This is a genomic window from Streptomyces sp. NPDC001941 (assembly GCF_040296945.1).
Lineage (GTDB): Bacteria > Actinomycetota > Actinomycetes > Streptomycetales > Streptomycetaceae > Streptomyces.
This window is the reverse complement of sequence record NZ_JBEOYE010000053.1, coordinates 1-25,665: the sequence shown is the minus strand read 5'-3', so window position 1 is coordinate 25,665 and position 25,665 is coordinate 1. Positions and strand designations below refer to the sequence as shown.

The window sequence follows — 25,665 nt, the reverse complement described above, 5'->3', positions numbered from 1 at the left end:
CGGCCCGGTGTGCCCGGCGGACCGCCGGGCACACCGGGCAGTGCGGTGTCAGGCCGCCGGCCCGAGCTCGCCGAGCAGGCGTACGAGGTCGGCGGCGCGGTGCGAGAAGCCCGACTCGTTGTCGTACCAGCCCACCACCTTCACCAGCGACCCGTCGTAGGGGCCGCCCAGCACCATGGTCAGCGGGGCGTCGAAGGTGCAGGAGGCGGAGGTGCCGAGGATGTCGGTGGACACCAGCGGCGCCTCGCTGTAGTCGAGGACCCGCGCGAGCGGCCCGCGCGCCGCCTCGGCGAAGGCCGCGTTGACCTCCTCGACCGTGACGGAGCGCTCGACCTCCACCGTGAGGTCGACGACCGAGCCGTCGGGGACGGGCACCCGCATCGACAACCCGTCCAGGCGCCCGGCGAGTTCGGGCAGCACCTGTCCCACGGCGCGCGCGGCGCCGGTGCTGGTGGGCACGATGTTCACGGCCGCGGCGCGCGCCCTGCGGTAGTCGCGGTGCGGCGCGTCGTGCAGGCGCTGGTCGCTCGTGTAGGCGTGCGAGGTGTTCATCAGACCGCGCCGCACCCCGAAGTTCTCGTGCAGCACCTGGGCCAGCGGGGCGGCGCAGTTGGTGGTGCACGACGCGTTCGAGACGATGCGGTGGGCGGGCGTGAGGCCCGCGTCGTTCACCCCGTGGACCACGGTGAAGTCGGCGTTGCCGGACGGTGCCGAGATCAGCACCCGGCCCGCGCCGGCCTCCAGGTGGGCCGCCGCGGCCTTGGCGTCGGTGAACGCGCCGGTCGACTCCAGGACCACGTCCACGCCGAGGTCGCCCCAGGGCAGGTCCGCCGGGTCCTTCTGCCGCAGTACCGCGATCCGCTTCCCGCCCACCGCGAGCACGTCGTCCTCGACGGACACCGGGTCCGCGAGGCGGCCGTGCACGCTGTCGTAGCGCAGCAGGTGGGCCAGTAACGCGGTGTCCGTCAGGTCGTTGACGGCCACCAGTTCGATGTCCGGCCGGTTCAGGGCGATGCGGGCGACGGTGCGGCCGATGCGGCCGAAGCCGTTGATGGCGAGGCGCGTTGCCATGGCGGCAGCTCTCCTTCACGGTTGCGGTACGTGCTGTACGTCCCCGAGGACTCGTGCTGTACGTCCCGGAGGACCCGGGGGAAGCGTAGGCCCGCGCCCCGACGGCGGGACGGAGCCGGAGGCGGCCACTTCCGGCCTGGCCGCCGACGGGCGTTGAGCCCGGCCTCGAACCCCGCCTACTGTCGGCGCGCCGCCTCGATGAGGAGCGCGGCTGTACGTGGTCGCGAAAACCCATCGAAACCGAGGAGGCGGAATCCGCTGTGCCCGTACGTGAGAGGGAAGAGCTCGCGACCTGCTCCGTCGTCGAGCAGTTCCGCAGGCTCGCGCACCAGGACCCCCACGCCCCGGCGGCCTCCGACGCCGACGGGGCCGTCACCCGCGCGGAGCTGTGGTCCCGCGCCGAGGCCGTGGCGCGTCTGCTGCGCGCCCGGGGCCACGGCGACGGCCGCCCCGTCGCGGTCGCCATGGCGCCCGGCGTGCCCCGCCTCGCGGCCCTCCTGGGCGTGATGGCGGCCGGGGCGCCGTACGTACCCGTCGACCCGGGACTGCCGGACGCGCGGCTCCGCGTGGTCCTGGACGGGACCTCCTGCCTGCTCGTCGACGACGGCACGGCCGACCGGTTCGCCGCCCTGCCGCATCCGAAGCTGCGCGCCCCGGAACACGCCGGGGACGCAGCCGCGCCCGCCGCCCCGGCGCCTACGCCCGGCGGCCGGGACCTCGCCTACGTCCTGTACACCTCGGGATCCACCGGCACGCCCAAGGGCGTCGCCGTCGAACACGCCGCCGTCAGCAGCCTGTTCGCGGACCTCGACGAGGTGCTGCCCCAACTGGCCGACCGCTCGCGGCAGTGCTGGCTGGCCGCGGCGAACGTGTGCTTCGACATGTCGGTCGTGGACCTCTTCTGGCCGCTGACCCGGGGCATCCCGCTCGTCGTCGCCGACATCGACTCCCTGTCCGGCACCTCGGAGAGCGGCGCCGAGTTCCTCACCGGCGTCCTGGCCGGGGGCGGTGTCACCCACTTCCAGTCGACTCCCTCGCTGGTGCAGCTGATGCTCCGCGACCCCGAGCTGGCCACCGCGGTGCGCGGGCTGCACATGCTGCTGATGGGCGGCGAGATCGTCACACCGGCGCTCGTCGCGCAACTGGTTCCGGTCCCGTACGTGTTCAACGGCTACGGCCCCACCGAGACCACCGTCTACACCACGCTCCACGCCTGCTCGGCCGCCGACACCGAGCAGGTCCCGATCGGGCGCGCGCTGCGCGGCGTCCGGCTGCGCGTGGTGGACGAGGACGGACGCGAACGCCCGGCCGGGGAGCGCGGCGAACTGCTGATCGGCGGCGCGGGCCTCGCCCGCGGCTACCAGGGCGACCCCGTTCTCACCGACGGCCGCTTCCCGCTGCTCGACGAGGGCGACGGGAGGCGGTCGCGCTGGTACCGCACCGGCGACCTGGTCAGCAGGGACGCCGAGGGCACCGTCAGCTACCACGGACGCCTGGACAGCCAGGTCAAGGTCCGCGGGTTCCGCATCGAACTCGGCGAGGTCGAGGCCGCCCTGCGCGCCGTCGACGGCATCGAGGAGGCGGCCGTCTTCCCGCGGCGCGACGACACCGGACGGGTGACCGGCCTGGTCGCCGCCGCCGCCGACCCGCACGGGTCCGTCCGCGAACGGGACGCGCTGGAGCAGGCCGCGCGCACCCTGCCCGGCTACGCGGTGCCGGACCGGCTGCACCTGCTGCCTCGGCTGCCCCTGGGACTGACCGGGAAGCTCGACCGCAAGGCGCTCGAAGCCCGGTTGCTCGCCCCCGCGGCCACCGCCGCCACGCCCCCGGCCCGCACCGGCGCGCCCGGCCCGGAGCCGCTGCCGCCGGCGCTGCCGGAAGCGCTGCCTGAGGCGGTGGCCGCCGTGTGGAGCGAGGTGCTCGACGAACGCGTCGCGGCCGACACCCGGCAGAACTTCTTCGACCTGGGAGGCAACTCCCTGCTCCTCGGCCGGGTGTTCACCCGGTTGACCGAGCGCTTCCCCGAGGCGGGGCTCGGCCTGGTCGAGCTCTACCGGTACCCGACGGTGCCCGCGCTCGCCGGGCGGCTCGCCGGAGCCGTCCCCGCGCCCCGCGCCCCGCGCGCGCCGCAGCCGGTGCCCGGCGGCGCCCGGCCGAGCGCGGCGGAGCGCCGCCGGCTGGCCCGCCGCACGAGGTAGCACCGGCCACGACCGAGAAAGTTGGGATTCGGCAGATGAACCCGTACGACGAGAACCCCGACGGGCTCCGGCAGGTGAACCCGTACGACGACGAGACCCCCGGCGGCCCCCGGTGGACGGACCCGTACCCGGGCGGGGCCCCCGACGGCCCCGGGCAGCAGGACGGTGTGGCCATCATCGGCCTGGCCTGCCGCTTCCCCGGCGCGGACACCCCCGAACGCTTCTGGCGCAACCTCGTCGAGGGGGTCGAGTCGGTCGACGTGGAGGAGGCCGAGGACTCCGCCGAGGGCACCTGGGTGCGCTCGCACGCCACGCTCGACGGCATCGACCGCTTCGACGCCGGGTTCTTCGGATTCAGCCCCCGCGAGGCGGCCCTGCTCGACCCCCAGCACCGGCTGTTCCTCGAAGTGTGCTGGGAGGCGCTGGAGGACGGTTCCGCCGCCGGGTCCCGCGGCGTGCCCGGCATCGGCGTCTACGGCGGCTCCGGCACCAGCCTCTACCTGATGAACCACCTGCGCGGCCAGGCCAGCAGGCCCGCGGCGAACTTCCTCGACTCCACCGAGGACCTCCAGCTCGCGATGGCCGCCGAGCGCGACTACCTGGCCAGCCGGGTGGCGTACAAGCTCGACCTGGACGGGCCCACCGTCAGCGTGCAGGCCGCCTGCGCCACCTCCCTGTACGCCCTGCACCTGGCCTGCCAGGCGCTGCTCGCGGGCGAGTGCGACCTCGCCCTGGCCGGGGGCTCGCACGTCCCGGTGCCGCAGATCGACCGCTACCGCCCCGAGCCCGGACTGGTGGTCTCCCACGACGGCCACTGCCGCGCCTTCGACGCCCGCGCCACGGGCACCGTCTTCGGCAGCGGCGTCGGCGCGGTCCTGCTCAAGCCGTACGCCCAGGCCCTCGCCGACGGCGACCGCGTCTACGCGGTGGTGCGCGGGACCGCCGTGAACAACGACGGCGCGGGCAAGCCCGGCTTCAGCGCCCCCAGCGTCGCCGGACAGGCGGCCGTCATCCGGCAGGCCCTGGCCGCAGCCGACGTCGACCCGCGGACCGTGTCGTACGTCGAGGCGCACGGCACCGCCACGCCGATCGGCGACCCGATCGAGGTCGCGGCCCTGAGCGAGGCCTTCGAGGGGGCGCGCGCCGCATCGTGCGCCATCGGCTCGGTCAAGACCAACATCGGGCACCTGAGCTGGGCCGGCGGCATCGCCGGCGTCATCAAGACCGCCCTCGCCCTGCACCACCGCACCCTGCCCGCGTCGCTGCACTACGAACGGCCCAACCCGGCCATCGACTTCGCCGCGTCACCGTTCTACGTCCAGTCGGCCACCGAGCCCTGGCCCGCCGGAGAGGGGCCGCGCCGCGCCGGGGTGAGCGCGTTCGGCCTGGGCGGCACCAACGCCCACGCGGTCCTGGAGGAGGCGGCGCCCCCGCCGTCCGCCACCGGAGTCGCGGGGGACGCGCGCGAGCCCGTGCACGTGCTCCCGCTCTCGGCCCGCGACGACGCGGCGCTGCGCGAACTGGCCGCGCGCACCGGGCGGGCCCTGCGCGCCCCGGACGGTCCCGCGCCCGCCGACGCGGCCCTCACCCTGGGCGCCGGACGCCGCCACTTCCCGTACCGCGCCGCCGTGGTCGGCTCCGACAGCGCCACGCTCGCCACGCTCCTGGAAGCGGTGGCCGACGGGGACGAGGAGACGCCCGACCGGCTCGACGGCGAGATCGGCCTGGTGCGCGGCAAGGCCGCCGCCCCCGCCCGGGCCGTCGCCCTCTTCTCCGGCCAGGGCGGCGAGTACCTGGAGGGCTGCCGCGACCTGTACGAGGCCGAACCGGCCTTCCGCGCCTTCCTGGACGCGGCCGACCCGCACTTCGAACGGCACACCGGACAGCGGCTGACCGCACTGCTCTACCAGGACCCCGCGCGCCGCGGCACACCGCTGACCGACATCCGGCTGGCGCAGCCCGCCGTCTACGTCCTCCAGGTCGCGCTCGCCCGCCTGTGGAGCGGCTGGGGCCTGGAACCGCAGGTCGTGCTCGGCCACAGCCTGGGGGAGTACGCCGCCGCCCACACCGCCGGGGTGTTCTCCTTCGAGGACGGGCTCCGCCTGGTCTGCGAGCGCGGCAGGCTGCTCTCCTCGCTGCCGGACACCGTGGCCATGGCGGCCGTCTTCGCCGACGAAGCGCGTACGAACGAGCTGCTCGCGGGCCTGGACACCGAGGGCACCGTCAGTATCGCCGCGCTCAACGCGCCGCAGCGCACCGCCATTTCCGGCGACCGCGCGGCCGTGGACGCGGCCGTCGCCGAGGCCGAGCGGCAGGGGATCACCTGCCGACGGCTGCGCATCGCGGTGGCCGCGCACTCCGCGCTGCTCGACGGCATCCTGGACTCCTACGAGGCCGTGCTCGCCACCGTGGAGATGCGACCGCCGGTACGGGAGATCATCTCCACGCTCACCGGAAGGCCGGCCGGCCCCGAGATGGCCACGCCCGCCTACTGGCGGCGCCAACTGCGCGAACCGGTGCGCTTCGTGGACGCCGTACGGGCCGCGGCGCGCGGCGCGGGGGACGTGTTCGTCGAGATCGGCCTGTCGCACACGCTGGCCGGGCTCGCCCAGCTGTCCCTCGACCCCGGCCCCGGGAACGCGCCGCCCGCCTTCCTGGAGACCCTGCGCTGGGAGCGCGACGACCTCGCCTCGACGCGGCTGGCCCTGGCGGGCGCGTACGCCGCCGGCCTCGACGTCGACTGGCGCGCGGCCGAACCGCACGGACGCCTCACCTCCCTGCCGACCTACCCCTTCCAGCGCGAGCGCCACTGGATCCCGCGCGCCGCCGTGGACGCGCCCGCCGCCCGGGTCGACGGCCGGGCGCTGGGGGCCCTCGACCTGCCCGTCACCCGCCACCCGCACGCCGGACCCGTCGGCCACTGGGTGCTCGGCTGGGACGAGGCCCCCGAACCGGACCCCGCCACGGAGCCGACGGCGGGCACGCGCTGCCTGGTGCTCGCTCCCTCGCTCACCGACGTCGCCCCGGTGGTGCGCGAGCTGGAGCGGCGCGGCGCCGACGTACGGGTGCACCTGCTGGAGGAGGGCTCCGACGCCGTCACCGAGGCCGCCAAGACCATGGCCGTCTTCCGGCCCCACACCGTCCTCAACGCCGTGCCCGCCCTGCGCAAGCGGCACGCGGACCGCGCTGGCCTGCCCACGGCGACCGGATCGGTGGAGCAGGACGTGCGCGGGGCCGGGGGGCTGGCCGCGCTGCAGGCCTTCCAGGCCCTGTCGGAGGCGAACCTGACCCGGGTGCGCGTGTGCACGGTCACGGCGGGGGCGCACCGCGTGCTCGCCGAGGACGACGCGATCCCGGCCCAGGGCGCCGTGGTGGGCATCGCCCGCACCGCGCGCACGGAGTACTCCACCCTGCGCCACCTGCTCGTCGACCTGGACGCCGTCGGGACCCGGCAGGACTGGGCCGGTGCCGCGGGCCACCTGGCGGCGGCCCTGGAGCTGGTGCCGGACGGCGACGCCGAACTGGCGGTACGCGCCGGACGCGTGCTGCTGCCCCGGCTGCGCCCCGCGCTGCCGCCCGCGAGGGACGAGGAGCCCCGGCTCGACCCGGCCGGGTGGTACCTGGTCGTCGGCGGCCTCTCGGGCGTCGGCCTGGAATGTGCGCGGGCGCTCCTGGAGGGCGGCGCCACCCGCCTGCTGCTCTGCGGGCGCCGCCTGCCCGACAGCGCCAAGACCGCCGAACTCAAGCGCCTGGCCCGTGAGTTCGGGGCCGAGATCCGTACCGAACCGCTCGACGTGTCCTGCTACCAGCAAGTGGAGCAACTGCTGCGCAACTGCGTCAGGGACGGCCGCGAACTGCGCGGCGTCGTCAACGCGGCCGGTGTCCTGGACGACGCCATCATCGACCGCACCGACTGGGACCGCATCGCGCGCGTCCTGGGCCCCAAGGCGCAGGGCGCCTGGAACCTGCACCGGGCCGCCGCCCGGTACGCGCCGGACCTCGCGCTGTTCGCCATGGCCTCCTCGTACGGCGGTCTGTTCGGCAACCCCGGACAGGCCGGGCACGCCGCCGCCAACACCTTCCTCGACGCCCTGGCCGGACACCGCCGCGCCCTCGGGCTGCCCGGCCTCGCCCTGGACCTCGGCTCCTGGTCCGACGTCGGCGTCCTCGCGGGCGACCGGGAGTTCCTCGCCGACCTGGAGCGCAGGGGCGTGGGCACCATCTCCGCCGCCGAGGGCCGCCCGGTCGTGCGCGCCGCGCTCACCGGCTGGCCCTCCGGCCAGGTCGCGGTGCTGCCCACCCGCTGGGACGCCCTGGACCCCGAGGACCACCTGGCCTCCAACCCCGTGCTGCACGGGGTGGCGGGGGCGCGCACCGGACCGTCGGGACCGGCGGAACCCGACGCCCCGGCGGGCCGCCCGCTGACCGGCGAGGAGGTCCTCGCCCACTGCTGCCGCGTCGTGTCCGCCGTCCTGGGGTACCCGGAGCCCGAGCTCGCGGGCCTCGACCTGCCGGGCGCGGGCATGGACTCGCTGAACGCCCTCACCATCAGGAACAAGCTCCAGCGGCTGGTGTCCGTACCGCTGCCCGCGGCGATCTGCTTCGAGAACCCGACGCCGGAGGCGCTGGCGGCCGACATAGAACGGCGCGTGGCGAGCGAGGCGGCGCAGGAACAGGCGAGGGAAGCGGCCGGGGCGCGGGCACACGTACCGGTGCGGCGCACCGCGAAGGAGGACGACTGACATGGCCACCGCCGTCGACACGCCCCACGTCGTGGGCACCGCAGCGGAGGAATTCCTGCCACTGGCGGCCGAGTTCGAGCGGCTGCACGAGGAAGGCGCTGACTCAGGTGCCGAGTTGTGCGTCTACGTCGCGGGCCGCGAGCGCGCGTGGCTGCGCTCCAGGGACCGCGGGGAGGACCGGCTGCAGATCGTCCGCTCGGTCAGCAAGGCGCTGCTGGCCGTCGTGGCGCACGCCCTGCACGAGCGCGGCGTCATCGACATCGACGCCCCCATGGCGCGGATCTGGCCCGCCTTCGCCGCCGAGGGCAAGCAGGACGTCACACTGGCGACCTTCCTGGCCCACCAGGCCGGGCTGGTCGGGGTGGACCGGCGCCTGGACGTCGACGACGTCATCGACTGGTACCCGGCCGTCGAGGCGCTGGCCGCCCAGCGCCCGTACTGGGAACCGGGCACCGACCACGGCTACCACGACCTCACCTTCGGCTGGGGCGTGGGCGAGTCCCTGCGGCGGGCCACCGGCAAGAGCGTGGACGAGCTCTTCGAGGAGGAGTTCCGCCGGCCGCTCGGCGCCGAGGTGCGCATCGGCGTCGGTCCCGAACACTTCGGCCGCGTCGAGTCGTTCCGCACCTCGGGGCAGGCGGGCACCGCCACCGCCGCGGAGGTCCTGCACCTGCTCGACGACAGCTCCTCGCTGCTCAGCAGGTCCCAGCTGAACCCGAACCTGCTCGACGCCGAACGCACCATGCGCTACCTCGGCGCGGAGATACCCGGCTGCAACGCCGTCTCCGCCGCCCGGCCGCTGGCCCGCGTCCTCGCCGCCACCCTCGGCCCGGTCGACGGCGTGCGCCTGTGGAACGCCGACACCCTGCGGCGCGCCACCCGGCTGCGGCGGCGCGGCACGGACCGGGTCTTCGCCCGCGAGCGGGCCTACGCGGAGGGCTTCATGCTGCCCGACCGCCACCTGCCGCAGGCCGGTACCGAGGTGGCGTCCTTCGGGCACTACGGGCAGGACTGCGCGCTCGTCCTCGCCGTCCCGGGCCACGACCTCTCCTTCGCCTACACCTCGCCGCAGCTGAACAACCGCCTCGACCAGTACGCGAAGACCGACGACCGCGCGGCCCGGCTGGCACGCGCCGCCGTCGCCGCGGTCGCACCCGCCGGGGACGCCGAGGACGCCGCGTGAACCGGCACGAGCCACCACCGCACCACCACAGCACGGAAGAACGACGAAAGGTCGCATCACGGTGACACAGACGGAAGAGACCGACACGGCACCCGTCCCGCCCTGGCGCGCACGGACGGCGATCCTGGCGCTCGGCGCCTTCGTGGTCGGCACCGACGGCTTCATCATCGTCGGGCTGCTGCCCGAGATCAGCCACACACTGGACGTGAGCACCGGCGCCGCCGGGCAGCTGGTGAGCCTGTTCTCGCTCGCGTACGCCTTCTCGGGCCCGGTCCTCGCGGCGCTGACCGGCCGCTGGCCGCGGCGCCGGGTCCTGGTCGTCGGCGTGGCGCTCCTCGCCGCGGGCAACGCCGTGACCGCCTCGGCGCACACCTACGCGCTGGTCCTCGCCTCCCGCGTGCTCGCGGGCGCGGGCGCGGCGATGTTCATGGCCAGCGCGGTGGCCACGGCCGCCCACCTGGCGGGCGACAAGCACCGCGGCAGGGCCATCGCCATGGTCACCGCGGGGGCGACGCTCGCGCTGGTGCTCGGCGCCCCGCTGGGCACCTTCATCGGCGGCGCGTGGGGCTGGCAGGCCGCCATCTGGTTCGTCGCCGCCATCGCGGCCGTCGTCGCGGCGGTCGTCGCCGTACTGCTGCCCTCGGTGCGCCTGGACCAGAGCACCGACCTGCGCGAACGCCTGGCGCCGCTGACGGACCGCAGGGTCCTGCGGGTCCTGGTCGTCACCCTGTTCGCCTTCATCGGCATCTTCCTGCCCTTCACCTACATGAGCGCCGTCTTCGCCCCGGCCCTCGACGGCAGCCAGGACAAGCTCGCCCTGCTGCTCATGGTGTTCGGCGTCGCGGCCACCGCGGGCAACCTGGGCGCGGGCGCGCTGGCCGACCGCACCGACCCCCGGCGCGTCGTCATCGGCGCCACGGCGGGCATGGTCGCCGTCTTCCTGCTGATGCTGGCCGTCCGGGAGGACTTCGTCCTCGCGGCCGTCGCCACCGCGCTCAGCGGCGTCGTGTCGTACGCGGTGATGGGACCGCAGCAGCACCGCGTCATCACCTTCGCCCCTGCGGGCGGCGCCTCCCTGGTCACCTCGCTCAACACCTCGGCCGCCTACCTGGGCAACTTCGCCGCCAGCCTCATCGGCGCGGCCGTCCTCACCCGCTCCGCGGCCCTGCTCCTGCCCGTCGCGGCCGCCTTCGCCGCCGCCGCCTGCCTCCTCGTCTGGCTGCTCTCGCGCCCCGGCAGGGCCGCCGCACCCGGCGCGCCGCTCCCCGGCGACGCCGAGCGGCCCGCGGGCCGGGACGGCGGCCCCCAAGAGAACAGGACCACCGCCTCATGACCATGACCCGGCACACGATCGACGTCGACGGCATCCCGGTCGGCTACTACGTCCAGGGCGAGGGGGACGGTACGAGCCTGGTCCTCGTCCACGGCGGAACCGGGCACCCCGAGACCAGCTTCGCGGGCCTGCTCGACGAGTTCACCGCCCACCGCCGCACCGTCATCCCCGGCTACTCCGGCAGCACCCTGACCCCGCTGCCCGCCGAGGGCAAGGTGGACGTCGACATGCTGGCCGACCAGGTGCTGGCCGCGGCGGCGGACGCCGTGGACGGCCCGGTCGACCTCTTCGGCATCTCCACGGGGGCCGTCGTCGCCGCCGCGGCGGCGGCCCGGGCGCCGGAGCGGGTACGCCGCGCGGTCCTGCTGGGCGGCTTCACGCACTACCGCCGCCCGTGGCAGCGCCTGCTCGCCCGCACCTGGCGCAAGCTGGCGGACACCGACGCCAACGCCTTCGCCGAGTACACGCTGATGCACGTGCTCTCCGACGAGTTCATCGACGCGATGAGCCCGCCCGAGCGGCTGTCCCTGCGGGCCGGGCTCGCCCCGACCGAGGGCATGGTGGCCCTGGTCGACTTCGTCAGCGAGGTCGACATCAGCCACTACGTCGACCGGATCACCGCACGGACGCTGATCGTCGGCATGACCCGGGACCAGCTGGTCCCGGTGCGCTACGCGCGGGAGTTCCACGCCGCGATCCCCGGTAGCAGCTACGTCGAGATCGACTCCGGCCACGCGGCGGCGACGGAGAAGCCCGAGGAACTCCTGAAGGTGGTGCAGGAGTTCCTGGCGTAGGACCCGGGGCACGGCCGCGCGGGGCCCGGGTCGCGCCGGGTCCTACGCGGCCGTGCCGTCCGGCTGGGCCGTCATCCGTGCCACGTGCAGCGCCAGGTAGGAGACCTCGTCCTCGCTCAGCGGCGCGCCCAGCCGCAGCTGGACGATGGTCGCCAGCTGCTGGGCGGTCCTGGTCGCCTCCGGGTAGTGGCGGCGGATGCCCTTGCCGATCGTCGACTCGTGCCCGGTGAGCTGCTTGTGCTGCTGGATGCGTACGAACAGGTAGCGGACGTGCGTGATGAAGCGCGCCGCGTTCATCGACTCGCGGGAGACGTCCACGCCGTGCCGCTCGCCCACGATCGCGAGCATCTGCTGGATGACGCCGGTCATGGTGTACGTGAAGGAGAGGTCGCCCGAGGCGAAGCCCGCGTTCACCAGGTGCAGCGCCAGCGCGGTGGTCTCGCCCTCGTCCAGCTTCGGGTCGACCCGCTCGTTGATGGCCTTCAGCAGCCGCTCCGCCTGGGCGTACTCGTCGGCGTACAGCGTCCGCGTCTCGGCGCGCAGCGGGTACTCGACGACGACGCCGCGCTCGGCCCTGGCGAGCGCGCCCGCCACGTGGTCGGCGACGGCGACGGCGAGCGTCGGGCGGGTGGACTCGCGGCCCTCGATGCCGGCCTCGCCGAGCGCGATGACGACGGCCCGCAGCACCTCCTCGTCCACCAGGGCGAGCGACTCGGCCAGGTGGTCGGGGTCGCGGCCGTCGTCGGGCACGAAGACGCGGACGATCAGGGCGGGGTCGATGGGCTTGCCCTGACGGGAGCCGAAGCCGATGCCCCGCCCGGTGAGGATGACCTCCTGGCCCTTGTCGTCACGGGCCAGCACCACATTGTTGTTGAGGACGCGCAACGCCTTCACGGCCGGTCCTCCCTTCCGTACGCCGTCCAGTCCTGCCCATGATCCCGCATCGCCGGCCGTGGCCGGTCCACGCGGACGACGCGGCGCGGGTGCGCGCCCCGGAGTGGGACGCGCACCCGCGCCGCGGTGCTGTGACTCCCGTCACCGCCTGACGGTCACCACCGGCGCTCCGGCGGCGACGTCCTGCCCGGCGTGCGGCTCGACGGACGCGAGGTCCGCGGTGTTGGTGACCGTCATCAGGGTGAGGGTCGGGTGCTTCGCGGCCCGTACGGCGTCGAGGTCGACCTCGACCAGCAGGTCACCGGCCGCGACCTTCGCACCGGACTCGGCGCGCACGTCGAAGCCCTCGCCCTTCATCTTCACCGTGTCGATGCCGACGTGGACGAGCACCTCGACGCCCTCCGGGGTGCGGATCCCGAAGGCGTGGCCGGTCTGGGCGACCGTGACCAGTTCACCGGCGACCGGGGCGACGACCCGTCCGTCGACCGGCTCGATGGCGACGCCCTCGCCAAGGGCGCGGGAGGCGAAGACGGGGTCGGGGACCTCGTCGAGGCCGGTCACCCGGCCGCTCACCGGGGCGCCGAGCTGGACGACGGGTCCGTCGGTGGCGGTGGCCGAGGCGCCCGTGCCCGCCGCCCTCACGGTCCCGGCCGCGGCGGAGGCGGCACCGACGGTGGCGAGCTCGCGCTCCTCGGCCGGGGCGCCCTCACCGCGCGCGTCCGCCTCGGCGGCGTCGCGCTCGGCGTTGACCTGGGCGCGGTCCTCCTTGGTGCGGAAGTCCGAGAGGACCACGAGGGCCATCGAGGTGAAGAAGGCCGCGGCGATCGCGATGACGTAGGTCACCTTCGGGTCGAAGACCGGGATGGTGAGCAGCGAGGTGAAGGCGAAGGCGTTGGTGTCCACGCCGCCCATGACGCCGACGATCACACCGCCCACGAGGCAGCCGACGAGCATGCGGGGGTAGATCCGCTTGAAGCGCAGGTGGATGCCGTACAGCGAGGGCTCGGAGATGCCGCCGAACAGGCCCGCGGCCAGTGCGCCGGTCGCGGTCTGCCGCATCTCCTTCTCCCGGTGGCGGACCGAGAGCAGCAGCACGCCGGCGGTGGCGCCGAAGCAGGCGAAGTTCCACGCGCCCATGGGGCCCTGGATGAAGTCGTAGCCGAGGGTGCTGATGTTCTGCAGCATCAGGGCGTTGAGCGGCCAGTGCAGGCCCAGCGGCACCAGGAACGGGTAGATCAGCGGGATCATGATCGCGAAGACGATCGGCGCGTTGTTGTTGAGCCAGGAGAGGCCCTCACCGAGGCCGTTGCCGGCCCAGACGCCCAGCGGGCCGATCAGGAAGGCGGTGACCGGGATCATGATCAGCATGCTGAAGAACGGTACGAAGACCATGTGCACGTTCTCCGGGAAGACGCGCTGCAGGCCCTTGTAGACCAGCGCCAGCACGGCGACCATCAGCAGCGGTACGAAGACCTGGCCGCCGTAGTCGTTGAGCTGCATCGGCAGCCCGAAGACGTGCGCCACGCACTCCTGGGTGCCCAGGGTCTGGTTGGTGGTGCAGGTCACTCCGGGGATCCCGGAGTCCTTGTTGAGCATGCCGGTGAAGTTCGGGGTCATCACCGCGGCCATCACGGCCGCACCCACCCACGGGTCGATCCGCAGCTTCTTGGCGGCGTTGTACGCGACCATGATCGGCAGGAAGTACAGCACCGAGCGCCACATCGCGTCGACGAACACCCAGGTCGCCGACTTGTCCGCGGCCCGGAAGTCGACCACGCCGAGGGCGTCGAGCACCGAGGCGATCGCGATGATCAGCGAGGAGCCGAGCAGCACGCCCATGAGCGGGCGGAACGAGTCCGAGAGGTACTCGAAGAAGTTGTCGACCCAGGCGAAGCGGCCCCGGCTCCTGGCCCGCATCTCGGCCTTGACGTCGGCGTCCGACTTGGGCCGCGCCGTGCCGCCGCCGCTCATCGACGGCAGGTCCATGATCTTGGCGTACAGGTTCGCGACGGCGCCGCCGACCACGATCTGGAAGCGGTCGCCGGACTGCGCCACCGTGCCCATCACGCCGTCGAGGCGGTCGAGCGCGGCCTTGTCGACCTTGCCGCCGTCGTGGAGCTGGAAGCGCAGCCGCGTGGCGCAGTGCGTCAGGCTCTCGATGTTCCCGGCCCCGCCGACACCGCGGAGGATCTCCTCCGCGAGCGTCCTGGGCTCCGTTGCGGGTGTGTTCATGATGCGTCCTTGCATCCCTCGGCTCGCGCCGTCCAGCGTCGGTCATCGACCTCTCGCGCCAGGACCGGAGCCACCCCCACCGGGGCAACAAAAAAGGCCCGGGACGCGCCAACGGCGCTTCCCAGGCCTTGCCTCCCCTCAGGCGGTCCGCCTTCGTCCGTCGCACGGGGCGACGTCGACGACGTCCTCGGGGAGTAACAATCCTGTTGATCGAGATCGATCGAGCGCCATGTTAGCACCGGGTAAGCGTGCAACGGGCCAGGCGCTCCGGCGTGTGCGCGGGGCCGTCCGTCCCGGACCCGGCCGCCCGCGTGCGGGGTGTTCAACCGCTGCTCCGCCGCGCCGCGTTCCCCGGTAGCGTCACCGCGTCCGTCGCCCCGGCCGTCCTGCGAGGTCCCGTGTTCCCCATCGAGCACCCAGAGGTGTGGCTGCTGCGCGTTCCCGCGCGGGGGCCCGGTGACGGGCTGCTCGACGCCGCGGAACGGGCCCGTCTCGCCGTGTTCGCCCGGCCCCGCGACCGGGCGCGCTACGCCTTCGCCCACCACGCGCTGCGCACGGTCCTCGCCGCGCGCACCGGCGCCGACCCGGCACGGCTGCGCTTCGGGCGGGCGGACTGCCCCTGCTGCGGGCGCCCGCACGGGCGGCCCGTGCTCGAAGGGACGGAGGGCGCTCCGCAGTTCTCGCTCTCGCACCGGGGCGACCTGGTCGTGATCGGGGTCGCCGCCGGGCCGGTGGGCGTGGACGTGGAGCCGGAGCCCGCACAGGCCACGCTCACCGAGGTGGTGCCGCTGCTGCACCCGGCCGAACGGGCGGTGGTGGAGGCGGCCGCGCCGGACGGGCGGGCCGGTGCCTTCGCCCGGACCTGGGCCCGCAAGGAGGCCTACCTCAAGGGCCTGGGCACCGGCCTCGGGCGCTCGCTGGCCCTGGACGACCTGACCGTCGACCCGCCGGGCTGGACGGTCACGGAGCTGCCGGCGGGCCCCGGCGCGGCGGCGGCCGTGGCGGTACGGGGAGCGGGCGCCCCCGGAGGCGTACGGCTGTGGCACGCGCTGGATCAGCGGCCCGCGAGCCCCGTCTCGTAGGCGGTGATCACCAGCTGGACGCGGTCGCGGGCGTCCAGCTTCGACAGCAGGCGGGTGACGTAGGTCTTCGCGGTGGCCACGCTGATGTGCAGCTCGGCCGCCAGCTCCGTGTTCGACAGGCCCCGGCCCACCAGCGTGAGCACCTCGCGCTCGCGCTCGGTCAGCGCGGACAGCCGCCCGGCGGGCACCGCGGGCGCCTCGGGCCGGTTCGCGAACTCCTTGATCAGGCGCCGGGTGACGGCGGGCGCGAGCAGGCCGTCACCGGAGGCGACGACGCGCACGGCGGCCAGGATGTCGTCCAGGGCCATGTCTTTGACGAGGAAGCCGGACGCGCCCGCGCGCAGCGCCCCGTACACGTACTCGTCCTCGTCGAAGGTCGTCAGGACGATCACGTGCGGGCCGCCGTCCTCCGCGGTGAGCCGGCGGGTCGCCTCGATGCCGTCCATGCCGGGCATCCGCACGTCCATCACCACGACGTCGGGCCGCTGCTCCGCCGCCACCTCCAGGGCCTCGTCCCCGGTGCCCGCCTCGCCCACCACCTCCAGGTCGTCGGACTCGGCGATCACCATGCGCAGGGCGGTGCGGACGAGCGGCTGGTCGTCGACGAGCAGGACGCGGACGGACATGTATCTCCTACGGATTACGGCTTGTGGCCTGCGACTCTCGGCTCACGACTTATCGCTTACGGCTTATGGCTTACGACGGGGACGGTACGGGCAAGCGCGCGGCGACGCGGAAGCCGCCGTCGGGGCGCGGTCCCGCGCTGAACTCGCCGTGCAGCAGCGCGACGCGCTCGCGCATCCCCGCCAGACCGTATCCGGTGCCCGCCGACGAGCCGTCGCCGCGCCCCCGGTCCAGGACCTCCACCGACAGGTCGCGCTCGGTGAACTCCAGGGTCACGTCGCAGGAGTCGACCGCCGCGTGGCGCACCACGTTGGTGACGGACTCCTGGACGATGCGGAACGCCGACAGGTCGATCTCCGGGGGCAGCGGCCTGCGTTCGCCCTTCCACGCCACCCGCACCCGCACGCCCGCGGCGGTCGTCGCCCCCGCCAGGCGCTCCACGTGGTCCAGGCCCGCGACCGGGGCCAGTGGCGCGCCACCTGCGTCGTCACCCTCGTCGTCCGCGGCGCGCAGGGCCACCAGCATCCGGCGCAGGCCCGACAGGGTCTCGCGGCCCGCGCTCTCCACGGCGAGCATCGCGGTGCGCGCGTCCTCGGGCCGGGTGGCCACCACGCGCGCCGCGGCGCCTGCCTGGAGCGCGACGATGCCCATGCTGTGGGCCACCATGTCGTGCAACTCGCGGGCGATCCGCAGGCGTTCGGCGGTCACCGCGCGGGCCGTGATCTGCTCCGCGAGCTGTGCCCGCAGCCGCTCGGCGTAGTCGCGTGACTGGTGGACGGAGTTGCCGACGAGCCAGGCGACGACGACGGTGAGGGCCACGAAGGGCTCCGACGGCGTCCCGGCCTCGCCCGTGGTCACCAGCCGTACGACGAGGAAGACGGCCGGCAGGGCGAGCGCGGCGGCGGCGAACGGCAGCGAGGCGCGGCGCGGCCGGGACGCCGCGACGACGCCCAGCGCGATGTCCACGGCCGCGAACTGCGGTGCGGGTACCTCCCCTTGGCGCCACGCCAGCGCGAAGGCGGCCGTCCCCGCGAGGAGCAGCCCGAAGCCCGTGCGGGCGGCCCGCTCCAGGAGGGCGCAGCCGGTCAGTGCGAGGACGGCCGACAGGGCGAGGAACGACTGGCCCCACAGGGTGTCCAGGGCGCCCGGGGGCGGAGCCGCCCCGTCGCGGGCCGCCGACTGCGGCCAGACGAGGGGGAAGAGGGCCGCCGCGCACCAGGCGGCGCCGCTCCACAGACCCGGAGGAACCCGCTCCGCCAGGTGGTGACGCGTGGTGGCAGGCATGCACTGATCGTAACCGCCGTGCGCGGAGGGGGGATCGGACCCCGGTTGTACAACCGTGGTCGACAAGGGCGTTCACCGATTGTCCGCGGTGGACCGATGACGCCCCGGGGGGCTCCGGGCCACGATGTTGCACATGATCGAAGTCAGCGAACTCACCAAGAGGTACGGTCCGAAGGACGCGGTCAGCGACCTCACCTTCACGGTGCGCCCCGGTCACGTCACCGGCTTCCTGGGCCCCAACGGCGCGGGCAAGAGCACCACCCTGCGCATGATGCTGGGACTCCACCGGCCCACCAGCGGCAGCGTCACCATCGACGGCAGGCCCTTCGCCGACCGGCCGCGCGGACTGCGCCACGTCGGCGCGCTCCTCGACGCGCACGACGTGCACGGCGGGCGCACCGCCCGGGCCCACCTGGGGGCGCTGGCCGTCAGCAACCGTCTGCCGCGCCGCCGGGTCGACGACGTCCTGGAGGAGGTCGGCCTCGGCGACGCGGGCGACCGCCGCATCGGCGGCTACTCCCTCGGTATGAAGCAGCGGCTCGGCATCGCCACCGCGCTGCTCGGCGACCCGCCGGTGCTGCTGTTCGACGAGCCGCTCAACGGCCTGGACCCCGAGGGCGTGAAGTGGGTGCGGGGCCTGTTCCACCGGCTCGCCGCCGAGGGGCGCACCGTGTTCGTCTCCAGCCACCTGATGTCGGAGATGGAGAACACCGCCGACCACCTCGTCGTCATCGGCCGGGGCCGGCTGATCGCCGCCGAGAGCCTCAAGGACTTCGCGGCCCGGGGCACCCGGCAGAGCGTCACCGTGCGCACGCCCGACGTCGCCGCGCTGCGCACCGTGCTCGCCGACGAGGGCGCCTCCGTCGAGCCGCACACCGACAACTCCCTGACCGTCAGCGGCCTGAGCGCGTCCCGCATCGGCGACCTGGCCTTCCAGCACATGGTGCCCGTGCACGAACTGACCCCCCACACCGCGTCGCTGGAAGCGGCCTTCATGGAACTGACCGCCGACAGCGTCGAGTACGCCGCAGGAGAGACCCGATGACCGTGACCGCCACGCCCCCCGCGTCCACGCCCGTGCGGCCCGCCGCCCCGGCCGAGCCGCGCGCCCGCTTCGTCGACCTGGTGGCCGCGGAGTGGATCAAGCTCTGGTCGCTGCGCTCGACGCCCTGGGCGTTCCTGGGCAGCGCCCTCGCCATCATCGGCTTCAACGTCTTCACCGCGTACAACGACTACAGCAACTGGCCGAGCTGGAGCGCCCAGCAGAAGGCCGAGTTCATGCCCAACTGGGCGATGCTGGACTCCTTCACGGACGCCGCCGTGCTGTGCCTGATGCTCACCGCGAGCGCGATCGGCGCCCTCACGGTCGTCGGCGAGTACGGCACCGGTCTGATCCGTACGACCTTCACGGCCGTGCCCGCCCGCCGCTCCGTGATGAGCGCCAAGGTCCTCGTCGTCACCGTGGTGACGACCGGCCTCGGACTGGCCGCCGCGCTGGGCTCGTTCTGGCTCACCCAGGCGATCCTGTCCGGTCGCGACGCGGGCCTGTCGCTCACCGACACCGGCGTGATCCCCTCGCTGCTCGGCTCGGCGCTCGCCGCCCCGGTCGCCGCGCTGGTGGGCATGGCCGTCGGCGCGCTCGTCCGGGCCAGCGCCGCCACGATGGGCGTCAGCTTCGCGCTGCTGCTCCTGGTGCCGATGGGCGTCAGCGACGACCACTACGGCACGGCCGTGGTGGACCACCTGCTGCCCTACAGCGCATGGGCGCGGCTGATCCAGGTCGTCGAGAAGCCCGCGCACTTCCCCTGGTCGGAGTCCGGGGCGTGGGCCGTGTACGCGGTGTGGGCCCTGGTGTCCGTGGTCATCACGGTCTTCGCCGTGCAGCGCAGGGACCAGTGAGGCCCTTCCCACCCCCCACGAGAACTCCCCCCACGAGGACCCCCCACAAGGACTCCCCACAGAGGATTCCCCCCGCAGATTCCCCCGTACGCGGAAAGCCGTCGCCGGACCACCGGCGGCGGCTTCGTCGTTCCCGGGGGAATTCACCGGCGGTGGGTGCGCGGATTCCGTTCAACCGCAGTTGAACGCATGACGCGACACGGCGGTATTCCTAGGATGAGCGACGCTCACGATCGTCGCGTATTCCCCTTCCCCTTTTTGCTCTCTCCCCCTTTCCCCGGACCACTGCCGCGGAGGCGATGTGCACAGGAATGCCGAAAGACCCGCCGGAAGAGCCACCGACGTACCCGGAGACATGACACCAGGAGACACATCCGGAGACATACCAGGGGGCACGGAGGACGCCCCGGACGCCTTCCGCCGGCTCAGCGAGATGTTCGCGTCCGGCACCGTCGCCTTCCGGGTGATCGCGCACCGCCCCGAGGGCTCCACCGAGGCCGCCAGCGTGCTGCGCAGGCACCCGCTGGAGCAGGCCGCCAAGTCCCTCGTCGTACGGGTGGCAACCGGCAAGCGGTCGAGGCGGTACGTACTGGCCGTGGTGCCGGGCGACCGCCGGGTGGACCTGGCCGCCCTGGCCGAGCGCTACGGCGGGCGCGAGGCCTCGTTCGCCGACCGGGCGGTGGCCGAGCGGCTGGCCGGCAGCGTCAGCGGCTCCATCACGCCGTTCGCATTCTCGCCCGAGCTGGACCTCCTCGTCGACGAGGGGCTGCTCGTCCACGACGAGATCTACTTCAACGCGGGCCGCCTGGACCTGTCCGTCGCCCTCGCCGTCCCCGACTACCTGGAACTGGCCGGGCCCACGGTCGCGCCGATCGCCGCCTGAGCCGGGCGTACGAATCCGGCGTGCTCACCGGGCGTTCAACCGGGTCCCGGCAGCGGTTGAACGCCCGCCGTTCCACCGGGATTTCACTCTTCGTGCTGTTCAGCCCAGAGCTGTTGAGCGGGGCGCCCCGCCGGGCCATTCTGTTCCGGCAGGATCCGCGGTGGACGAAGAAAGCGGGTCCGCCGATCCATCGAAATTCGTTCTCCACCCACGGTCCGCTACTGCGCCTTGTGCACCCGAAATGCGTGCGCTCCGGGCGGTCCTGTTCTTCGGTTCTCTCGGAGGGAAAGCACACCCATGGCTGACGAGCAGCTGTACCTGAAGTCCCAAGCCATCATCGAGCCGCTCGTGGACAGGTTCTTCGCCTGGCCCTACACCATCGCGCCGGTCCAGGCGGCGATGAACCTGGCGTTCCTCCAGGTACCGCTCCTGGAGTCGTACCTGCAGTCGCCCCAGGTGCACGTGGCCGCCTCCAACAACCCGGAGCTGCGCGGCGGTTACTTCATCAACATCCCGGAGGAGCGCGCCGACGAGGTGCGCGACCTGCTCGCCGCGATCAAGCGCGACCGGGCCGACATGCTCAAGTTCGCCGAGGCGATAGCCGCAGGGCAGGAGATCCTGCGCGCCAACGCCACCGGCTTCGACCTGACCCCGCTCTACCCCAAGCTCCCCGCCGAGCTCGGCGGCCTGGTGGAGCTCGCGTACGACACCGACAACCAGGCGCAGATGCGCTTCATGGAGCCGGTCGTCTACAAGAGCAGCGTCTACCAGGAGCAGCGCCAGTCGGTGCAGCTCTCCCTGGAGACCGGCATCGAGCGCCCGTTCATCCTCAGCACCCCGCGGCTGCCCTCGCCGGACGTCCTGGAGCTGGACATCCCGTTCCGCCACGACGGCCTGGCCGAGCTGTTCAGGAGCCGGGTGCACCCCACCACGCTGGCGCACCTGCGCGACGCCCTCGGCCTGGACGACGCCCAGGCCAAGCAGCTGCGCACGCTGCTCACCGACCGGCCGAGCCTCAACGAGGACCGGCACATCGAGGGCGGCGGCCGCATCCGCTACTTCGGCCACGCCTGCCTGGTCCTCCAGACGCCCGAGGCCGCCATCGTCACCGACCCGTTCATCAGCGCGGACAGCGACAAGACCGACCGCTACACGCTGGACGACCTGCCCGACTACATCGACCTCGTCCTGATCACCCACGGCCACCAGGACCACATCGTCCTGGAGACCCTGCTCCAGCTGCGCGGCCGGCTCGGCGCGATCGTCGTCCCGCGCTCCTCGCGCGGCAACCTGGCCGACCCGTCGATGGCGCTCATGCTGCGCCACCAGGGCTTCAACGTCATCGAGGTCGACGACTTCGACGAGGTCGAGTTCCCCGGCGGCAAGGTCACCGCGACGCCGTTCCTCGGCGAGCACTGCGACCTGGACATCCGCGCCAAGTCCACCTACTGGGCCGAGCTGGCCGGCAAGAAGGTCTTCATCGGCGCCGACTCCTCCGGCATCGAGCCCAACCTCTACCGCTACATCAAGAACCACCTGGGCACCGCCGACATCGCCTTCCTCGGCATGGAGTGCGACGGCGCCCCGCTGACCTGGCTCTACCAGGCCCTGCTGACCGTCCCGGTCACCAAGAAGATGAGCAACTCCCGCAAGCTGTCCGGCTCCAACGCCGAGCAGGCCGCGGCCATCATGACCGAGCTCGGTGCCCGCGAGGCGTACGTCTACGCGATGGGCGAGGAGGACTGGCTGGGCCACGTCATGGCCACCACCTACACCGAGGACACCTACCAGATCAAGCAGATCGAGGAGTTCCTGACCTGGTGCAAGGACCGCGACATCAAGGCCGGTCACCTCTTCAAGCAGCAGGAGTGGCGCTGGTAGCCACCGGCTGACCGCGCAGTGACATCCCCCGGGCGGGGCACCGTGACGCCGCGACGCGGCGCGGGTGCCCCGCCCAAGCCAACAGGAGGTTTCTCTCGTGGTTGTGCAAGACATCGCGTACGTGGAGCTCTTCACCCGCGACAAGCTCGCCGCCGTCGACCACTTCACGTCCGCGCTGGGCTTCACCCGCATCGCCGATTCCGTCGAGGTCGACCGCAGCTCCATCCTGCTCGGACAGGGTGACGTCCAGCTGGTCGTCACCTCGGGACGCGGGATCTGGAAGTTCCTCGACGAACACGGCGACGGGATCGCCGACATCGCCTTCACCTGCGACGACGTGGCGGCCACCCGGGACGCCGCGCTGCTCGCGGGCGCCCGCGACGCCGAATCGCCGCGCGGCGGCACGGCCGTCACCGGCTTCGGCTCCGTCGTCCACACGCTCGTACCCGCGACGGCCGACCGGATGCCCGCCGGCCGCAACTGGATCCCCTCGACCGCGCCCGCCCGGCGGCCGGGCGGACACGTCCGGCTCCTGGACCACGTGGCCGTCTGCCTGGCGGGCGGCACGCTGGAGGAGTACGCGGACTTCTACCAGAAGGGCTTCGGCTTCTCCCGCTTCTACTCCGAGTACGTCGCCGTCGGCGGCCAGGCGATGGACTCCGTCGTCGTGCGCAGCGCCACCGGCGGAGCCACCTTCACCCTCGTCGCCCCCGACCCGGCCAAGGACCCCGGCCAGCTCGACTCCTTCCTGGAGCGCAACGGCGGCCCCGGCGTGCAGCACCTGGCCTTCCTGGTCGACGACATCACCACCGCCGTACGGGAGTTCAGGGACCGCGGCGTCGACTTCCTCACCACCCCCGACTCCTACTACGACCTGCTCGTGGAGCGGTTCGAGGGACTGCGCGGGATCGTCGACGAGCTGCGCGACACCCAGGTGCTCGCCGACCGCGACGAGTGGGGGCACCTGCTCCAGCTCTTCAGCCGCTCCCCGTACGAGCGCAACACGCTCTTCTTCGAGCTGATCCAGCGCCAGGGCTCGCGCGGCTTCGGCAGCTCCAACATCCGCGCGCTGTACGAGGCCGTGGAGCGCGAGCGGCTGACCGCGGGATGAGCGCCACCGACACCACGGACGCCCGTCCCGTCTCGCTCGCCGACTACGCCGCCGCGGCGCACGCGCGCCTGACGCCCGCCGTACGGGACTTCCTGGACGGCGGCGCGGGCGACGAGCGCACCCTGGCCGCCAACACGGCGGCCTTCGACCGGGTCCGGCTGCGGCCCCGGGTGCTCACCGGCCGCGGCGCGCCCGACACCAAGACCGAGGTCCTCGGGCGCGGCTGGTCCGCCCCGGTGGCCGTCGCCCCGATGGCGTACCACACGCTCGCCGACCCGGAGGGCGAGGTCGCCACGGCGCGCGCCGCCGGGGCCGCCGGGGTGCCGCTGGTCGTCAGCACCTTCGCGAGCCGCACCTTCGAGGACATCGCGGCCGCCGCCTCGGCGCCGCTGTGGCTCCAGGTGTACTGCTTCCGGGACCGGGCCGTGACCCGGGCCCTGGTGGAGCGGGCCGAACGGGCCGGCTTCGAGGCGCTGGTGCTCACCGTGGACGCGCCCCGGCTCGGCCGCAGGCTGCGCGACGAGCGCAACGGCTTCCGGCTGCCCGCCGGGGTGGCCCCGGCGAACCTGCCGGGCGGCGGCTACGACTCGCCGAGTGGACACGCGCTCGCCGAGTTCGACCCGGCGCTCGACTGGTCGGTCGTCGACTGGCTGCGCTCCATCAGCAGCCTGCCGGTGCTGGTCAAGGGCGTCCTCAGCGCGCAGGACGCGCGGCGGGCGGTGGCGGCGGGCGTGGACGGGATCGTGGTCTCCAACCACGGCGGCCGCCAGCTCGACGGCGCCCCGGCCACCCTGGACGTGCTGGCCGACGTGGCCGGCGCGGTGGCCGGGGCCTGCCCGGTGCTGGTCGACGGCGGGGTGCGGCGCGGCGCGGACGTCCTGGCGGCGCTCGCCCTGGGCGCCGACGCCGTGCTCGTGGGCCGCCCGGTCCTGCACGGCCTGGCCGTCGCGGGGGAGCGGGGCGCCGCCCACGTGCTGTCCCTGCTGACGGAGGAGCTGACCGACGCCCTCGCCCTCACCGGCACCGGCGCGGTCAGTGAGGCCGGGCCCGAACTCCTCGGAACCGGGGCGGAGTTCACGTACGACACCGCGAGCCCGGGGCCCTCGGTGCTGCACGCGCGCGATCTGCACGGCAGCGTCAGCGACCCGGTCCTCGACACCATGAACTTCCTCAACGAGATCACCGGCCGCTACCCCGACGCGGTCTCCTTCGCGCCGGGGCGCCCCTACGACGGCTTCTTCGAGACCGAGCAGATCTTCACCTACCTGCGCCGCTACCTCGACCACCTGCGCGACTCGGGCGCCACGCCCGGACAGGTGCGCTCCGCGCTGTTCCAGTACGGACCCACCAGCGGCCAGATCCGCGAACTGATCGCGGACTCGCTGCGCAAGGACGAGGGCATCGACGTGGCGCCCGAGTCCATCGTCGTCACGGTCGGGGCCCAGGAGGCGATGCTGCTCGCGGTGCGGGCGCTGATCCGGGGCCCCGAGGACGTGCTGCTCGTCTCCAGCCCCTGCTACGTCGGCGTGACCGGCGCGGCGCGGCTGCTCGACGTCCACCCGGTCGCGGTGGCCGAGGCCGAGGGCGGCTTCCGCTGCGCCGACCTGGCCGCGGCGATCCGGGCCGAGCGGGCCAGGGGGCGCCGTCCCCGGGCCTTCTACGTGATCCCCGACCACTCCAACCCCTCCGGCACCACGATGCCGCTCGACACCCGGCGCGAGCTGCTGGAACTGGCCGCGCGCGAGGACGTGCTGCTCCTGGAGGACAGCCCCTACCGGCTGGTCAGCCCGGGGCGCCAGCTGCCGACCCTGAAGTCCCTGGACCGCGAGCACCGGGTGGTGCACCTGGGCTCGCTGTCCAAGACGCTCTTCCCCGGCGCCCGGGTCGGCTTCGCCGTCGCGGACCAGCCGGTGGTGGACGCCCAGGGGCGCACCGGCCTGCTGGCCGGCGAACTCGCCAAGATCAAGTCCATGGTGACGGTCAACACCTCGCCCGTCAGCCAGGCGCTGGTGGCCGGGATGCTGCTCACCGCGGACGGCCGCGCCACCGACCTGAACGAGGCCACGGCCGCGTACTACGGCGACGCGATGCGGGTGACGCTCCGGGCCCTGGAGGAGGCATTCCCGCCGGCCGAGCGCGCCGCGCTCGGCGTGCGGTGGAACGAGCCGAGCGGCGGGTTCTTCCTGTCCGTCACCGTGCCGTTCCGCGCGGACAACGCCGCGCTGACCCGCTCGGCCGAGGAGTACGGCGTCATCTGGACCCCGATGGCGTACTTCTACCCCGAGGGCGGCGGGGAGCGCGCCCTGCGGTTGTCCGTCAGTTACCTGACGCACAGTCAGATCGCGGACGGGGTGGCGCGCCTGGCGCGCTTCGTACGGGAGGAGGCGGGCCGCACCCGGACATGAGCGTGCGGCGGTTGCCGCCCGGCTGGTGCCGGGCGGCGGTTGCCGCCCG

17 protein-coding genes are annotated in these 25,665 nt (G+C 73.7%); 12 read left to right on the top strand and 5 right to left on the bottom strand.

Annotation, left to right across the window (positions count from 1 at the left end):
* Window positions 1-48: 48 nt before the first annotated feature.
* Window positions 49-1,071, bottom strand: a complete 1,023-nt coding sequence (gap, locus tag ABT160_RS29645) for a type I glyceraldehyde-3-phosphate dehydrogenase (protein ID WP_351650970.1) — start codon at window positions 1,069-1,071, stop codon at window positions 49-51.
* Window positions 1,072-1,331: 260 nt separating this feature from the next.
* Here gap and ABT160_RS29640 point away from each other — a divergent pair, with 260 nt between their 5' ends.
* The 5 genes from ABT160_RS29640 to ABT160_RS29620 all read left to right on the top strand — a co-directional run bounded on the left by ABT160_RS29640 (window position 1,332) and on the right by ABT160_RS29620 (window position 11,321).
* The gene (locus ABT160_RS29640; RefSeq protein ID WP_351650968.1) at window positions 1,332-3,269 is read left to right on the top strand and encodes a non-ribosomal peptide synthetase; all 1,938 of its coding nucleotides are present in this window, start codon (window positions 1,332-1,334) and stop codon (window positions 3,267-3,269) included.
* Between the two features lie 35 nt (window positions 3,270-3,304).
* Entirely contained in the window at window positions 3,305-8,011 is a 4,707-nt protein-coding gene (locus ABT160_RS29635; RefSeq protein WP_351650966.1) for a type I polyketide synthase, read from the top strand.
* A 1-nt stretch (window position 8,012) separates the two neighbouring features.
* Window positions 8,013-9,194, top strand: coding sequence for a serine hydrolase domain-containing protein (locus ABT160_RS29630; protein ID WP_351650964.1), 1,182 nt, complete (start codon window positions 8,013-8,015; stop codon window positions 9,192-9,194).
* 61 nt (window positions 9,195-9,255) lie between these two features.
* Window positions 9,256-10,527, top strand: a complete 1,272-nt coding sequence (locus ABT160_RS29625; protein ID WP_351650963.1) for an MFS transporter — start codon at window positions 9,256-9,258, stop codon at window positions 10,525-10,527.
* Entirely contained in the window at window positions 10,524-11,321 is a 798-nt protein-coding gene (locus tag ABT160_RS29620) for an alpha/beta fold hydrolase (protein WP_351650962.1), read from the top strand. The genes ABT160_RS29625 and ABT160_RS29620 overlap by 4 nt, the downstream gene beginning before the upstream one ends.
* Before the next feature lie 42 nt (window positions 11,322-11,363).
* Here ABT160_RS29620 and ABT160_RS29615 read toward each other — a convergent pair whose 3' ends face one another.
* Window positions 11,364-12,215, bottom strand: coding sequence for a PRD domain-containing protein (locus ABT160_RS29615; RefSeq protein ID WP_351650961.1), 852 nt, complete (start codon window positions 12,213-12,215; stop codon window positions 11,364-11,366).
* A gap of 141 nt (window positions 12,216-12,356) precedes the next feature.
* Window positions 12,357-14,447 (bottom strand): glucose PTS transporter subunit IIA, encoded by a 2,091-nt coding sequence (locus ABT160_RS29610; RefSeq protein ID WP_351650960.1) that lies wholly within the window; start codon window positions 14,445-14,447, stop codon window positions 12,357-12,359.
* Window positions 14,448-14,845: 398 nt separating this feature from the next.
* Between ABT160_RS29610 and ABT160_RS29605 the strand changes: the two genes are divergently transcribed.
* A complete protein-coding gene (locus tag ABT160_RS29605; protein WP_351650958.1) occupies window positions 14,846-15,529 on the top strand; it encodes a 4'-phosphopantetheinyl transferase family protein in 684 nt (227 codons plus the stop codon).
* On the opposite strand, the gene ABT160_RS29600 is transcribed toward ABT160_RS29605, so the two are convergent.
* Both ABT160_RS29600 and ABT160_RS29595 read right to left on the bottom strand, forming a co-directional pair.
* Window positions 15,502-16,155: a response regulator transcription factor gene (locus tag ABT160_RS29600; protein ID WP_351650956.1), complete on the bottom strand. Its 654-nt coding sequence runs from the start codon at window positions 16,153-16,155 to the stop codon at window positions 15,502-15,504. The genes ABT160_RS29605 and ABT160_RS29600 overlap by 28 nt on opposite strands.
* A 70-nt stretch (window positions 16,156-16,225) precedes the next feature.
* Window positions 16,226-17,437 (bottom strand): sensor histidine kinase, encoded by a 1,212-nt coding sequence (locus ABT160_RS29595; RefSeq protein WP_351650954.1) that lies wholly within the window; start codon window positions 17,435-17,437, stop codon window positions 16,226-16,228.
* Window positions 17,438-17,570: 133 nt separating this feature from the next.
* Here ABT160_RS29595 and ABT160_RS29590 point away from each other — a divergent pair, with 133 nt between their 5' ends.
* The 6 genes from ABT160_RS29590 to ABT160_RS29565 all read left to right on the top strand — a co-directional run bounded on the left by ABT160_RS29590 (window position 17,571) and on the right by ABT160_RS29565 (window position 25,616).
* Window positions 17,571-18,482, top strand: coding sequence for an ABC transporter ATP-binding protein (locus ABT160_RS29590; protein WP_351650953.1), 912 nt, complete (start codon window positions 17,571-17,573; stop codon window positions 18,480-18,482).
* Window positions 18,479-19,336 (top strand): ABC transporter permease, encoded by an 858-nt coding sequence (locus tag ABT160_RS29585; protein WP_351650952.1) that lies wholly within the window; start codon window positions 18,479-18,481, stop codon window positions 19,334-19,336. The genes ABT160_RS29590 and ABT160_RS29585 overlap by 4 nt, the downstream gene beginning before the upstream one ends.
* 355 nt (window positions 19,337-19,691) lie before the next feature.
* Complete coding sequence (locus ABT160_RS29580; RefSeq protein WP_502984325.1) at window positions 19,692-20,219, top strand: YbaK/EbsC family protein; 528 nt, start codon at window positions 19,692-19,694, stop codon at window positions 20,217-20,219.
* Window positions 20,220-20,516: 297 nt separating this feature from the next.
* Window positions 20,517-22,100: an MBL fold metallo-hydrolase gene (locus tag ABT160_RS29575; RefSeq protein ID WP_351650950.1), complete on the top strand. Its 1,584-nt coding sequence runs from the start codon at window positions 20,517-20,519 to the stop codon at window positions 22,098-22,100.
* A gap of 97 nt (window positions 22,101-22,197) precedes the next feature.
* Window positions 22,198-23,211 (top strand): 4-hydroxyphenylpyruvate dioxygenase, encoded by a 1,014-nt coding sequence (gene hppD / locus ABT160_RS29570; protein ID WP_351650949.1) that lies wholly within the window; start codon window positions 22,198-22,200, stop codon window positions 23,209-23,211.
* Window positions 23,208-25,616: an aminotransferase class I/II-fold pyridoxal phosphate-dependent enzyme gene (locus ABT160_RS29565; protein ID WP_351650948.1), complete on the top strand. Its 2,409-nt coding sequence runs from the start codon at window positions 23,208-23,210 to the stop codon at window positions 25,614-25,616. The genes hppD and ABT160_RS29565 overlap by 4 nt, the downstream gene beginning before the upstream one ends.
* The last annotated feature ends 49 nt before the right edge of the window (window positions 25,617-25,665 follow it).

Excerpts from the sequence above, each read along its gene's own strand:
- gap (WP_351650970.1), bottom strand. The coding sequence starts at position 1,071 with ATGGCAACGCGCCTCGCCATCAACGGCTTCGGCCGCATCGGCCGCACC.
- ABT160_RS29635 (WP_351650966.1), top strand. The coding sequence starts at position 3,305 with ATGAACCCGTACGACGAGAACCCCGACGGGCTCCGGCAGGTGAACCCG.
- ABT160_RS29630 (WP_351650964.1), top strand. The coding sequence starts at position 8,013 with ATGGCCACCGCCGTCGACACGCCCCACGTCGTGGGCACCGCAGCGGAG.
- ABT160_RS29620 (WP_351650962.1), top strand. The coding sequence starts at position 10,524 with ATGACCATGACCCGGCACACGATCGACGTCGACGGCATCCCGGTCGGC.
- ABT160_RS29610 (WP_351650960.1), bottom strand. The coding sequence starts at position 14,447 with ATGAACACACCCGCAACGGAGCCCAGGACGCTCGCGGAGGAGATCCTC.
- ABT160_RS29600 (WP_351650956.1), bottom strand. The coding sequence starts at position 16,155 with ATGTCCGTCCGCGTCCTGCTCGTCGACGACCAGCCGCTCGTCCGCACC.
- ABT160_RS29595 (WP_351650954.1), bottom strand. The coding sequence starts at position 17,437 with ATGCCTGCCACCACGCGTCACCACCTGGCGGAGCGGGTTCCTCCGGGT.
- ABT160_RS29590 (WP_351650953.1), top strand. The coding sequence starts at position 17,571 with ATGATCGAAGTCAGCGAACTCACCAAGAGGTACGGTCCGAAGGACGCG.
- ABT160_RS29585 (WP_351650952.1), top strand. The coding sequence starts at position 18,479 with ATGACCGTGACCGCCACGCCCCCCGCGTCCACGCCCGTGCGGCCCGCC.
- ABT160_RS29580 (WP_502984325.1), top strand. The coding sequence starts at position 19,692 with ATGACACCAGGAGACACATCCGGAGACATACCAGGGGGCACGGAGGAC.
- ABT160_RS29575 (WP_351650950.1), top strand. The coding sequence starts at position 20,517 with ATGGCTGACGAGCAGCTGTACCTGAAGTCCCAAGCCATCATCGAGCCG.
- ABT160_RS29565 (WP_351650948.1), top strand. The coding sequence starts at position 23,208 with ATGAGCGCCACCGACACCACGGACGCCCGTCCCGTCTCGCTCGCCGAC.